The organism is Pseudomonas sp. NFACC02 (assembly GCF_900110765.1).
In the GTDB taxonomy this organism is placed as follows: domain Bacteria; phylum Pseudomonadota; class Gammaproteobacteria; order Pseudomonadales; family Pseudomonadaceae; genus Aquipseudomonas.
Window position 1 is genome coordinate 69,326 of the sequence record NZ_FOEO01000005.1, and the last position, 13,294, is coordinate 82,619.

At 60.9% G+C, this 13,294-nt stretch carries 10 protein-coding genes and 1 pseudogene; 3 read left to right on the forward strand and 8 right to left on the reverse strand.

From position 1 onward, the window contains the following. Positions 1-125: 125 nt before the first annotated feature. From BMY73_RS06465 to tssI, 8 genes and pseudogenes are all read right to left on the reverse strand, one after another. Positions 126-1,058, reverse strand: coding sequence for a LysR family transcriptional regulator (locus BMY73_RS06465; protein ID WP_092405878.1), 933 nt, complete (start codon positions 1,056-1,058; stop codon positions 126-128). A 211-nt stretch (positions 1,059-1,269) separates the two neighbouring features. Next, complete coding sequence (locus tag BMY73_RS06470) at positions 1,270-1,539, reverse strand: PAAR domain-containing protein (protein WP_092405879.1); 270 nt, start codon at positions 1,537-1,539, stop codon at positions 1,270-1,272. Then, positions 1,536-3,182 (reverse strand): type VI lipase adapter Tla3 domain-containing protein, encoded by a 1,647-nt coding sequence (locus BMY73_RS06475; protein ID WP_092405880.1) that lies wholly within the window; start codon positions 3,180-3,182, stop codon positions 1,536-1,538. Before BMY73_RS06475 ends, BMY73_RS06470 begins: the two co-directional genes overlap by 4 nt. Beyond that, a complete protein-coding gene (locus BMY73_RS06480) occupies positions 3,182-3,667 on the reverse strand; it encodes an META domain-containing protein (protein WP_092405881.1) in 486 nt (161 codons plus the stop codon). The genes BMY73_RS06475 and BMY73_RS06480 overlap by 1 nt, the downstream gene beginning before the upstream one ends. Further along, positions 3,664-5,565 carry a T6SS phospholipase effector Tle1-like catalytic domain-containing protein gene (locus BMY73_RS06485; RefSeq protein WP_092405882.1) on the reverse strand — a complete coding sequence of 634 codons (1,902 nt, stop codon included), beginning with the start codon at positions 5,563-5,565 and terminating at the stop codon, positions 3,664-3,666. Before BMY73_RS06485 ends, BMY73_RS06480 begins: the two co-directional genes overlap by 4 nt. Continuing rightward, positions 5,562-6,071: a DUF3304 domain-containing protein gene (locus BMY73_RS06490; RefSeq protein WP_092405883.1), complete on the reverse strand. Its 510-nt coding sequence runs from the start codon at positions 6,069-6,071 to the stop codon at positions 5,562-5,564. Before BMY73_RS06490 ends, BMY73_RS06485 begins: the two co-directional genes overlap by 4 nt. Before the next feature lie 131 nt (positions 6,072-6,202). After that, positions 6,203-6,691: a DUF3304 domain-containing protein gene (locus tag BMY73_RS06495; protein WP_092405884.1), complete on the reverse strand. Its 489-nt coding sequence runs from the start codon at positions 6,689-6,691 to the stop codon at positions 6,203-6,205. Beyond that, positions 6,688-9,944: pseudogene (gene tssI / locus BMY73_RS06505) on the reverse strand (type VI secretion system tip protein TssI/VgrG). Before tssI ends, BMY73_RS06495 begins: the two are co-directional and overlap by 4 nt. Before the next feature lie 261 nt (positions 9,945-10,205). Here tssI and BMY73_RS06510 point away from each other — a divergent pair. Genes BMY73_RS06510 through BMY73_RS06520 form a run of 3 tightly spaced genes read left to right on the forward strand, consistent with a single transcriptional unit; the run spans position 10,206 to position 13,090 of the window. Next, positions 10,206-11,006: an SDR family oxidoreductase gene (locus BMY73_RS06510; RefSeq protein WP_062387587.1), complete on the forward strand. Its 801-nt coding sequence runs from the start codon at positions 10,206-10,208 to the stop codon at positions 11,004-11,006. Beyond that, positions 10,999-12,858, forward strand: coding sequence for a glycoside hydrolase family 15 protein (locus tag BMY73_RS06515; RefSeq protein ID WP_092405887.1), 1,860 nt, complete (start codon positions 10,999-11,001; stop codon positions 12,856-12,858). The genes BMY73_RS06510 and BMY73_RS06515 overlap by 8 nt, the downstream gene beginning before the upstream one ends. Before the next feature lie 16 nt (positions 12,859-12,874). Further along, positions 12,875-13,090 carry a hypervirulence associated TUDOR domain-containing protein gene (locus BMY73_RS06520; RefSeq protein ID WP_062387582.1) on the forward strand — a complete coding sequence of 72 codons (216 nt, stop codon included), beginning with the start codon at positions 12,875-12,877 and terminating at the stop codon, positions 13,088-13,090. The last annotated feature ends 204 nt before the right edge of the window (positions 13,091-13,294 follow it).

Here is a 13,294-nt window from a genome sequence, read left to right on the forward strand (position 1 = left end):
CTGCATACGCCACCTACCTGACACTACCGTATCGCCGGGTTTTACGACTGCTATGCAGCCGATCGCGGGACAAGCCTCGCTCCTACAGGATCGGGTTTCAAGCCACGCGCTTAGAAACTCGCGCTTCAGCCCAGCGGGGCGGGGGTGATCGTGCTGTGATCGCCCATGAACTGCTCCAGTCGCTTGCGCAGCCAGCGCTCGGCGGGGTCGGTGTCCATCACGCTCAGCCAGACCATCGACAGCTCCAGATTGGGCGTGATGAACGGCAGCGGTTCTCCTCGCAACAATCCCGTCCTGGTCAACGCCAGCGTCAGGTGATCCGGCAGGTTACACAGCAGATCCGTACCCGCCATGAGCGCCGGCAGCGTGCTGTATTGCGGCACGGACAGCACGGCTTTGCGTTTGCGGCCTATCGCTGCCAGCCATTCATCGGCGAAGCTCGAGATGTTCGCCACATGGGACACCACCACGTGCGGCCGTGAGCAGTACTCGTCCAGCGTCATCGGTTCCTTCGAATCATCGGCCCGCGCCACCATCGGCTGCATGGTGCGCAGCAGTTTTCGCTTGGCATTGGCCGGCAACTCACGGGTCAGGCATACAGCGACGGTGATGTCGCCGGACATGAGCAATTCCGAGACATTCCAGAAGTTGACCTGCTGGATGACAATGACGACGCCGGGCGCCTCCTCGCGGATCGCGCGCAGCAAAGGCGGCAACAGGCTGTACTCGACATCGTCGGACAGGCCGATGCGAAAGGTCATGTCGCTGCTGGCCGGGTCGAAATCCCGGGTCAGGCTCAGGGCCACGGACATCGCGTCGAGCGCTGGCGACAGGTGATGAATGATCTCGTTGGCCCGCGCCGTGGGCTCCATCCGGTGGCCGACGCGAATGAACAACGGGTCGTTGAACAGCGCACGCAGCCGGTTCAACGCGGCGCTGATGGTCGGTTGACCGAGGAACAGTTTCTCGGCGGCACGGGTCACGTTGCGCTCCTGCATCAAGGTCTCGAACACCACCATCAGGTTGATATCGGCCTTGCGCAGCTCATTGCGATTCATACAGCGTCCCCGTAGCCCGGCATGCGTCATCCATTTTGTAACGAAATGATGGGCGACAGTTTATGGATCGCCATTGGCTTACGTCCAGCCTGACGGCATGTTTCGCGGACTGATTGGTTAATCGCGGTCATGACGACGCCTGCGCCACCTGGATGGCGAGACGCAGGGCGGCAGAATCGCCTTCGGGCGTGAGCCGGCTCATTCGCACCGGCTACGAGGATTGGACCGTCAGCGCATGTCTGGCCATGGCGTAGCACCCACACGTCAGTCGATGCCCTTCAAACACCACGGGAATGCCATTCATTTTTCGAACCGGATGCCCTTCGCGAAAGGTGAATAGGCCCTTGTGCAACGGGCAGCTCGCGCTGTCACCCACGACTGCTACAGGTACGCCCCGAATGGTGTGAGTAGCGGCCAACTGGCAGCTGACGACGCTGCCGCCACCGCTGGTGGGATCGCCAAGGCAGATCGGATGCTTCATGTCGGGGTGGTCTCAATGTGAGGAGTGAATGGATTGGCAAACCCTTCGCGCTGTTCATCTTGGCGTTTGCGTGCAGCGGTCGGCGGGCGAATCATCTGGAAGGTCGTGCTGTGATCCTCGCCGGTGTACACCACCGCGCTGACGCCACCGGCCTCATGGCTGGCTGCTGTCGCCAGGTTGATCAATAGCAAGGTGCGACCGATGCCGGTGTTGCCGATGCGCTGCCCGATATCAAATGCCTCCTCGGCATTTGTCATGTCGAGGCCGTGGCCCTCGCGCTGCAGTTCGGACATCGCGCGTATCAGGCTCGCGGCTTTGGCAGGGTGCTGAGTGCTGTCATAGAACACCCGAACAGGCCGTTCGCCGATGGGCAGGGAATTGAGCGCGCCGATCCAGCCGTCCTTCAACAAGGCCTCGGTCTGAATGCCGGCCGTGGCGGTGGCGTCCGCCGCCTCCGGCAATGCGGCGACGGTGACTGGACGGTGCAGATAACCGAGCACGGGCGCTGTTTCAAATGCCTTCAACTGGAACGTCGCCCAGCGCACCGGCAACCAGAGGCTGGGCACGAATGATCCGATGCCGGGCTCACGGGTTGCGCTCAGCAGGGCCGGTATTCGGTCCAGCCAATAGCGGGCGGGCATCGTTCGAGGAATGATGACGTCGCCCGTGTGCCGAGCATCGTGTTCGAGCTGGTAATGCGCCGCGTAGGCCTTGTCGGTCTGCCAGAAACAGGTCCAGAGCTTGCCGGGCGCAGTCTTCATGAACGCTTCGCCTGTCGGCGTTTCGATGGAGGAGGCGGCCAACGGGGGCAACCGGTCTGCACGGCTGAGCAGCAACGTGCAGGTATTGGCCCTCACCGAGGCCTCTGTCGATGCCCCTTCCTCATCACTGACCACCAGGATTTGTGGCACTTGCGATTGCTCGTCCATGAATGCAAACGCGCGGCGGATCATCGCCTGCGCCTGATTGCCTCGTTCGGCGAATGACGAGACGAACAGGCTCTGCCCCAACAGGGCGGCATTGCGCGCTTCATTGATCACCCATGCCGCACTGACCTGTTGATCATCCGGGCGCAGCGAGCCCACGACGAAGGTGGGGATCGGCCAGAAGGTCACCGCGTGAGCGGCCGAGCCGCGAAACGCCTGTCGACGCAAGGGGTAGAGCCAGTCCCGGGTGCTGTACTCATGCCTCTGCGAAGGCGCTGCGCAGTTCACCGGTTCACCTCTGCTCAACGACGCCCATAAGTCACCCAGCGCCGTGCCGTGCATGCCCAGCCCGGCGCCTTGTATCTCCAGGGTGAAGGTTCGCTGTGCCTCGTCGATCAACCATTGCCCATGCGCCCACAGTTCACGTTCCTCCTGCTGCTGGTGGTGATTCAATTTCCATAAGGTGTGCGATGCGAATGCGATGAACACGACTATGGCAATCCAGAACGCTCCGCGGCCGATGACATACCAAAGGTCCGGCAGGTCGAGACCCTCGGCCGCCAGTCTCCCTTTCATCGCAACGATTAACCCCAGCCACACCCCCATCAGCAGCACGGCGGCTCGGACATAGCCTTTCGGCAGGCGCACTGGAGGAAAATCCAGTTGTCGCTGGGTCTTGAGCACCACGCGCCCGGCATTGTTTTGCTGAGTATCCATCACCAGTACCCTTCCTTGTGGCGGTAGTGCAGCACCGCGCTGACCACTCCGTCTGTCATCAACTCCAGTCGCGCGTCGTCCGTGGCCAGGCGATAGGTGGTGGCACCACGCAGGGCCTGGGCAAAACGGTCTCCCACCTGATCGAAGCGCGGGTTGTAACAGCGCGAACCCGACAACGTGATCGCTTCTACCTTCAACTGCTCGCCGTCGACCCGATAACGACCGTCCACCTGTTGGCAACCGGCGAAGCCAATCAGGGTCTGGTCATCGGTGTTGAAAATCACAAAGCCCACGTGGCTTTCCTGCGGAATGTCGGTGAGGGCGTAGGGCGTCTGGCCCAGATCCAGCTGGGTCAGTTTCCAGACCGTGGCGCGTAACGGCATGGATTTATCCTTGACCGGTTCAGATGCTTGCTCTTGCTGACAGCCAGTCAGCGCAACAGCCAGAAAGGCGATCCATCCGTAAAGCAATCCTTTGCGACTCATGCGCGTCTCCTCATTTCAACGATTGAGGGTGTTGGCGCGTCCTTGCGCAGGGGGGCAGGGGCGTAGCGCACGCGTTCACCGGCGAACAGATGACGCAGGCGCAGGTAACTCCAGTCTTCTCGCCGGCCGGACACCGTGTGGAGCAGGTCACGTCCGTCGGTGGTGCCATCCACGCTGGAACCGGGATGGGCATCGCTGAAGATGGCCGGTTGTCCGCTGCGGTATAGGCGCAGCATTTCCCGGCCAGGTTCGCCCAGTGGGTCGCGAGGTCGCGGGGCAGGCACGACGTGTTTGCCTTCCAGCACGGCTTGATGATCGGCCTTCTGTTGCGTGCGCCAGGCGGTCAGTGCCTGCTGGTAATCACGCTCCTGTTGTTCGAGCGATTGATGCAGAACACGATGCTCATCTTCGGTTTGCGGATCGGTCAACACGAAGTGGGCACGGGAATCGTGCACGTACTGTTCGAGAAACAGCCCGACCTCCGGCGTCACGGCAGGGGCGTGGCGCCATTCGAGGTGAAAACCTTTTTCCATCGGCGAGGCGAGGCTGTACTGATTGCGCTCCAGAAACTGCCGCCGTTGAGCGTCGTTGCCGAACATCTCCACACGTTGGCGCAGTTGGCGGTTGGCCTCGATCAGGTCCACGCGTTCCTGATCGCCGCTGTGGCGCACGAAGGACAACTGGCTGAAGTCCTCGTCCGCGATGAATTGCTTACGCCAGCCCAGATACAGCTTGCGGTGGGCGAGCATGTGCTCGGTGACCGGAGCGCCACCCTGCAAAGCAGTGAGCTGCGCCATGTAGGCGTCGAAGCTGTCCTGGAGTTCGGGGCTGATGGCAAGGTCACTTTCCGAGCGGCCAATGTCTACCTGACTAATTCGTATCAATGGCACGCCGGCTTGCAGTGCGCGTTCATACATATCGTTCAACGGAATCTGCGACAGCTTGTCCGCCTGCAAATGACGCACGCTGCCGTCCGCCAGTTGGGTCCCTTTGCCCTGGTCCCGCAGGCCATAGCCGCCCCCCACGTCGGCGTGCATGCCGGGGTAGACGATCTCCAGGCAGTTGTCGGGATAGGTGTCACCGGCACGCACCAGGTCCACCGGGAACGAGACACGGTTTTCATGGGCAGCGACCATATGCACGCATTGCTCGACGCAATCGGGAATGGTCAGCAGGGCTTTCTTGCCCCAGTGCATATGGCCATCCACCGGCAGCGGATAGGCGTCGGCCAGCCCCACCGAGGCCACGGTGTCGAACAGCCCCATGAAACGCACCCGCACCGGAATGCCGCAGAAGGTGCTGTCGCCGTTGCCGAAATGCATCAGCAATTGATTGAGAAAGGACCGGGCCGCCGTTGCCCCTCGTGAGAAGCCGAACAGGTCGAGGGTGATTTCATCGATCTTCGGGCTGCCGACGCGAGGGACGAGCATGGCGGTGATCTGCTCCCGCCAACGGGGTATCAGGGTGTCGTCTTTAACGGCGTGGGTGATGGATGCGGGATCGCCATCGACCAAGTCGCGGCCATGCGAGACACGTGCGACTCTGTTGGCAATGAAAAGCATGGCGTAGCGGATCCGCCGGTCTCCGAATGCGCCCTCTTTGGCGCCGTCCGGATGGGGCTCAGGCTCGCCTATTTCAGGAAAGCGAGTCCCCACACCCTGGATATAGAGCTTGTATATACATTGCTTTTTGTCATCAAGGCCGAGTTCGGACAGTCTTGCGACATTACTATGTGATCCCTTCGGCTTGTCTTCTTCTTTACTGTTTCGTGTGCCGTCAAAGTAAATCGAGAAGCTTAGCTTCAATCGGCAGGGGTATTGGGCTGTGGGGCGCAGCAAGTTCGGGAAAATCAACCGAGAGGGGGGAGCATCTAGGGGGCTCCAGCTTATATCGCTCATTTTGAGATTCCTTTCCGGGCGTAAAAGTTTTTTTCGGGGAAGCCAGGGCCGGGATAATCAGGATTATTCGGCGCTAATATGCTCGGTATTATCAATACGTCATCGTTTTCCAGGAAATGCAGATTGGTCTCACCCGACTGATCGTAAGGGTGAACCAGCACATCTTTTTCAGTCCAGTGACACGCTTCTGAATCGGGTTTCGGGTTTTCTTTGTAAAAAGCTTCACAACGCCGCCATTTAACCCGCACGGTCAATCCCGGATGCCAGATGGCAGGAAGGCCTAGCGCACCATAGGTCGTACTGCCACCTGTGCTGGCTGCGCCCACTCCGCCGCCATTGACATAGACCGGCCGCACGAACGTGTCACTTATTTCGTGATCCATAGGTGTTACGGCCGTCCCGACGTACCGAGGTTTAGGCGGCGGTTCAGGTGGTGGTTTTTCATATTTGGACGCCGCAACGAATAGTGCGGCGAGCGCCAAAAACATACCGAGGTTCATGCGCATGAGCGGGCCTGTTAAGTTTTGAATATGAATTTTCGTATCTGGTTATCAGGTCTTTCATGCAGCAAAGCCGAATACTTCCGGAAGCGCGAAGTGCAATGAGGGCACATCTGATGGACGCCAAAATTTGTGACTCATTTTGAGATTCCTTTCCGGGCGTAGAAGTTTTTTTCGGGATAGCCGGGGCCGGGATAATCAGGATTATTCGGAGCTAACATGGTTGGTATTATCAATACGTCATCGTTTTCCAGAATGTGTAGATTGGTGCCGCCCGAATGATCGTATGGGTGAACCAGCACATCTTTTTCTATCCAGCGACAGTTTTTCCCGTAAGGCTGACAACGCCGCCATTTAACCCGAACGGTCAATCCCGGATGCCATGGCATAGGCAGGCTGAGCGCGCCCGTCACGGTACTTCCGCCAGGACCCGCTGCGCTAACCCAGCCGCCATTGACATAGACCGGCCTGACGAACGTGTCACTTCTTTCGTGGTCCATCGGTGATACAGCCGTCCCGAAGTACCGAGGCTTAGGCGGCGGTTCAGGCGGTGGTTTTTCATAGCGAGACGCGGCGATCAGCAGCACCGCCATCCCGAGAAAAGCCCCTAATGACAGGCGCTTCATGAGCTCACCTCGACGCTGTCCGCCTTGCCTTCCAGTGCCTCAAGCAATGCGCTGCCGCTCAACTGCCGCTGGGTCGCTGTCAGTGCCGCCATTCGCTCAGGCGCATCGGTGCCGGTGCGCAATGCCCACGCGGTCAGGGCGCCCAGGTCTTTCAGGTCGGCGTAACCTGCGGCCATCGCCTGGGTCAGCACGGCATCGACGCTGGCGTGACGTGTTTCCCGGCAGCCTTTGACCGAGGCGTGCAGCACCGTGAGCGCCTTGAGTTCGTGGATCAGTGCGTCTGCCAGCGTGGCCTGGTTCAGCGCCAGTTGTTGCGCGGGATCGAGCGCTGGCGAGACCGGCGTCAAAATCTCAAAGGTGTGTGAGAGGCTCAGCAAACGGCCAGCGCCGTTGCGGTCGGCGTAGCACCAGGCTTGCCATGGCTTTGAAAACGCATGCCGCTGTGTGACGGTCCAGACCGAGAGCAAGGCGTTCAGCGCACGGCCGTCGGCCAGACGGTGCCAGTTGCGCGAATGTCGATCCTGACCCCGCATCCACAGCAGCAGATGCCCCTCGACCTCTGCCATCGGCCAGTCAGTGGCAAGCCAGTTCACGCCCCGCGCGCTGCCGTCAATGCCCAGCGCAGCCGCGCGCGTCTTGCTCATCAACCACGGTCCGAGCGCGCGCGCCGCCTTGGGGTAGTCAGCGAACAGCGACACGGCACCCTCAGGGTGCTCGGCCAGTCGGGCGCCCAGGCGTTGCTGCATCGCGCCGTCGATCAGCACCAGACTGCTCAGTCCGTTTGCCTCCACAAGGTCGGTGTAGGTGTTTGGCAGTCTGTTCATAGGGTCACCTGCGCGGCGCCGGACAGTGCGGCCTTGAGCAGGCATTCCAGGCAGACCGCGTCGGCCGGCGGTGGCATCGCCATGGTGTAGCGTTCGGTTTTCGGCCCGACCCAGTCATGGTTCCGGGCATGCGTGATGACCTCATCCTGCGTCCCGATTTCGATACCGCCACCGATCTTGATGTAGCTGCCATCATCGGCAACGAAACGCAGGTGTGGCGCGCTGATGACCACCTCGCCCTGTTCGGCGGAGATACGCACGTTCTGCCGGGCATTAACGTTAACGTCGTCGTCCTGAGCCTGGACCAGCACGTGGCCGCGATTGGCGATTGCGCTGATCCCGGTCTGTTCGCTGAACAGGGCAATGCCTTTGCCGGCATGCAGCCGTGTGGCCTCACCGCTTGTGAATTGCAAATGACGGCGGGCGAGGGTGTCGTGATTGGTCCCGGCGACGTGCATTTGCGACCCGGGTGTGGCGCTGACCGTGCCAGCGGCGGCTGCCACCGCAAACACCGGATCGCCGGACCGGCCGCCCTCAGGCGCAGGCCATTGTTTGAGGGATTGCTGCAACGTTTCATAGCCTTGAGCGTCGATTGCCGAGCTGCCCTGCGTGACCGCCGTTTGTCCCAAGGCCTTGAACAGCTGGCCGCATTCGTCCAGCAGGTCGAGCAACTCGCTCCGGTCCAGTTGCGCCCCGCTGGCCTGGCTGCGGGCATAGGTCGTCAGCAGAATCCCCTGGGCCGCACGCAGGGCAATGGCCGCATCGGTGCGCAGCTCTGCACCTTCGCCACGCGGCTCGGCGCGGCCCTGATTGCGTGGCGTGGTCAGCTTGCCCATGTTCAGGGCGGTGGCCTGATGGGAACTGGCAAGGCGCGCTCGCGAGGCGCCACGTGTGTCATCGAAGACCAGTTCGTTGTAACCGGACCCACCGTGCTCACGGCTCTTGATGCCTGAAAGTGCGCTGTTTCCGGGCAGCCCCGGTTCGCCGCTGAAGTAGGGATGTGCGTGGGTCCCGTTGTACAAGACGCCCGTCACGACGGGTCGATCCACGTCGGCGGCCATGTGCTGCACCAGCACTTCCTGCCCGATGCGAGGCACGAACTGCTGCCCGAAGCCTGTTCCCGCAGCGGGCATCGCGACCCGCAGCCACGCGGTGTCGTCAGCGTCCTCCCGCGTCTCGCCATCGTCCGGCGGGACGTGCCGTTGCCAATGAAAGCGCACGCGAATTCGGCCCAGTGCGTCGGTGAACACTTCATTGCCCCGCGGGCCGACGACGACGGCAGTCAAAGGTCCGTTGATTGCGGGTCGCTCCGTTGACAGTGGCGGGCGGTAAACAATCCTGCTGCGGATGCAACTGAAGGTATTGGCGTAATCGGCAGGCTTGGGCGAGCGGTAATTGTTGCGCCCCTGATGCTCCACGCTGAGCAGTAAAAACCTGCGGTCCTCCTTTGAGCCGAGGTCATGATCAAAATGCTGGGTGAGTTCGAAGGTGTATCCCGGGCGCATGCTGCGGCAGTTGCTCACGCCAGCGAACGCTTTGCCTGTGCACTCATGGCCTTCGATCCGGTTGCGCAGCAGTGCTTCACCGGCCGGGTAGCTGCGGTGAGAACACGGCTGGGTCTGCTGATAGATTTCCAGGGATCTGACGTCGCCTTGCCGGTTCAGGCTGTTCATGCTGACCGGCAAGGCGTTGCCTGGCTGCTTGTAATCGTTGGTCTGAAGGCTGATGCGGGTCGACTGGAGCTGGCGATGCGCGCTCCAGTGCGTGATCGCGTCGTCCGTTTCTGTCACCGATGCGCGGTGATAGCGAATCCGCGGTTGCTCGGGTAATGGCGTCAGTTCACTCGAACGGTCGCTGATGATCAGCCGGTGCCCCAGGTTGTCGTGTTCGAAATAGAAAAACAGGCCGTCGCCTTCCAGCAGGCGAAGCACGAAGTTCAGGTCGCTTTCGAAATATTGGGTGATGTAGCTGTGGGTTTTCAGGGCAGCAAACAGGCGAAACTCGAATTGCGCCATGTCACCGTAAAGGGAGAAAACAGCGCGCAGGATGTCCTCGACCGTTTTTTCCTGATAGATGCGTGAGTCCTGCCGCTGGCTGAGCATCCAGAGCCAGGGGCTCAATGTGGCCGTGTAACGGGACAGGCCGCCGTCGCAGCCTTGATGGCTGAATCGCGTGATAACCCCATCGATAAACCGGTGATTTCCGTCCGCCAGTTCGATTTTCAGTTGTGCGGGCGTACCCATCAGCGACTTGAGCTCGATGTGTGCGTCGCGTGAGAGCATTTCGAGCTCGAACGTGAACAATTCCGATACGGCTTCGCGACCCGAAAACGCATCCAGCAGCAGTTCCAGCTCGTTTGCGAGCACGGTTCTGAGCGTAATCAGGCGTCGGTTCTGAGGCAAAAACAGGCTTGCCAGGTCCTTGGGCATACGTTCTCCTGCGCCCAACCCGCTTGATACAGGGCTGCGGCGGACAAGTTGAATTCAGTGCGTCCATGCAAGGCTCCGTCGTAGGTGGAGGTCATCGGCAGTGAAACATTTACTGACGGGAATACATGTAGGGATATTCCATCCAAGTTGTAGGCACGGTCGGATTCGGTAGAGCGATCGCACTGACGACGCTTCTCTGTGAACTTCCGCCAAGTCCCGTCAGTCAGCATGGATACGCTCCCCCATGAGGTTCGACATTCCATGCAGATTTCCTTGAAGGGCCAGGTCGCGCTGGTCACTGGCGCCAGCTCAGGGCTGGGCGCAGGTGCAGCCAAAGGGCTGGCGGACGCGGGCGCCGCCGTGGTAGTCAACTACCACTCGCAGGCGGAACCCGCTGAGAAACTGGTGGCCGACATACGCGCGGCAGGCGGACAGGCCATTGCGGTTGGCGCCGATGTGTCGAAAGAGGACGAGGTTGAACACTTGTTCGCGGAAACCCTCAAGGCCTTTGGCAGGCTCGACATCCTCATCGCCAATTCAGGCTTGCAGAAAGATTCGCCCATCGCCGAGATGACCCTGAAGGACTGGAACACCGTCATTGACGTCAACCTCACGGGGCAGTTTCTCTGCGCACGTGCCGCGTTGCGCCAGTTCGCCCGCCAGGAAATCCGTCCCGAGGTTTCACGGTCGTTGGGCAAGATCATTCACATGAGCTCGGTGCATCAGGTCATCCCCTGGGCCGGGCACGTCAATTACGCGGCCTCCAAAGGCGGTGTGGATTTGCTGATGCGCAGCATCGCCCAGGAAGTCGGCGAGCAACGGATTCGGGTGAACAGCATCGCCCCCGGGGCGATTCGCACCGCGATCAACACCCAGGCCACGTCTGGCGATGCTGAAAAGAAGCTCCTGGAGCTGATTCCCTACGGCCGTGTCGGTGAGCCCGAAGACGTCGCCAATGCGGTGGTCTGGCTGGCGTCCGACGCGTCCGATTATGTCCATGGCACCACGCTGTTCATCGACGGTGGCATGAGCCTGTACCCGGAGTTCCGGCACAATGGCTAATCGTGTGGGACACACTCAACCGCCTCAGAACGGCCTACGCGATGAGGCGCAGAACCCCATCGAGAATCACGGGATCATCGGCGACATGCGCAGCGCGGCGCTGGTGGCCGACACGGGCAGCATCGATTTCTGCTGCTGGCCCGATTTCGACAGCCCCAGTATTTTCAGCGCGCTGCTGGACACGCCGGAGGCCGGGATTTTCCAGTTGTCGCCGCTCTTGCCCGACGCTCGTCGGCAGCAGTTGTACCTCCCGGAAACGAACGTCCTGATGACCCGCTGGATCGCAAGGGACGCCGTGGTTGAGGTCACTGATTTGATGCCGATTGCGTCCGATGTCGACGATTTGCCGCGTTTGGTACGCCGTATTCACGTTCGCCATGGCACGGCGCGCGTGCGGATGCTGTGTCGGGTACGTCATGACTACAGCCGCGCAGACACCCAGGCTCAAATGGCGGGGGAGGACGTGGTGTTCACCGCCGCCGGGCAACCGGGCCTGCGCCTCGCCGCGACCACGGCATTGACGATTGAAGGGCAGGCAGCCGTCGCCGAGTTCCAGATGAAGCAAGGCGACATCGCGGAGTTCATGCTCGGCGGTGCCGAAGACGAGCAGGTCAGGGCCACTCAATGTGACGGCGACCTCAAGAACACGGTGAATTTCTGGCAGCACTGGAGCCGCCATTCCAATTACCGAGGGCGTTGGCGCGAGACGGTCAATCGCTCGGCGCTGGCGCTCAAGCTGCTGACGTCACGCAAGCACGGCGGAATCGTCGCAGCCGCCACCTTCGGACTCCCGGAGGAAGAGGGCGGAGAGCGTAACTGGGACTATCGCTACACCTGGATTCGCGATGCGTCGTTCACGGTGTATGCGTTCATGCGGCTCGGCTATACCGACGAAGCGAACGACTTCATGAAGTGGGTCCGCGGGCGTATGGGGGACTGCTGCGAAGAGTCCACCCGGCTGGGCATTCTCTATTCGCTGGACGGGCGTGAGGAACTGCCTGAAGAGAACTTGACCCATCTGTCGGGCTACGGCGGCGCCAGACCGGTGCGCATCGGCAACGAGGCGTACAAACAGACGCAGCTCGATATTTACGGCGAGTTGATGGACGCGGTGTACCTGGCCAACAAATATGGCGAAGCGATCTCTCATGAAGGGTGGCAACACGCGAGCCGCCTGGTCAATGAGCTGTGCGAGACCTGGAACACCAAGGACGTGGGTATCTGGGAAATGCGTGGCGACGATCAGCATTTTCTTCACTCACGGCTGATGTGCTGGGTGGCGCTGGACCGCGCATTGCGTCTGTCGCTCAAACGCTCACTGCCTGCGCCTTTCGAAAAGTGGGACAAGACGCGCCAGGCGATTCACGACGACATCTGGGAAAACTTCTGGAACCCGGAGCTTGGGCATTTCGTTCAACACAAGGGCAGCAAGAACCTGGACGCCTCCATGCTGTTGATGCCGCTGGTGCGGTTCGTCGGGGCGAGCGATCCCAAATGGATCAAAACCCTTGAAGCCATTGAGCGCACGCTGGTGCGAGACGGGATGGTCTTCCGCTACCGCAATGACGACGATTATGGGGATGGCCTGGAAGGCGAAGAAGGCGCCTTTGTGGCGTGCTCGTTCTGGTACGTCGAGTGCCTGGCCCGGGCCGGCCGCGTCGACCAGGCGTACCTGGAATTCGAACAACTGCTGCGCTACGCCAACCCGTTGGGGCTGTACGCCGAAGAGTTCGACACCCACGGCCATCATCTGGGCAACACACCGCAGGCGTTGAGTCACCTGGCGCTGATCAGCGCGGCAAGTTTTCTGGACCGCAAACTCGAAGGCAGCCAGACGCTCTGGCAGCCCTGACTGGAGGAGAGGCATCATGGCTCACGCTTTCAAGGTCGGCGATCACGTGCGCTGGAACTCCGATGTCGGGCATGTGGTGGGCAAGGTCACCAAGGTCCATACCAAGGATTGCGAGTTCATGGGCCGCCACCGCCCCGCATCGCCCGACGCGCCTCAGTATGAAGTCAAAAGCGACAAGACCGGGCATCTGGCGATGCATAAGGAAGCGGCGCTAGAGAAGGCGGGACACTGAAGTGTCGAGGCGTTTGAGGTTGCCTTCGATTCTGCAGAGGGTGTGCCGTGTGTCGCTCATTTGCATCTGCCAAAGGCGTAGGACGTGCCGGGGTGGCGCTCCACCTTGTCCCGCGATCTGCCGGGAACCGGCAGCAAGACCTGTGCATGCGGTGTGTCAGGCACAACCGGGTCGCCTGATTTTGCTGCCGCTTTGCGCCAGATC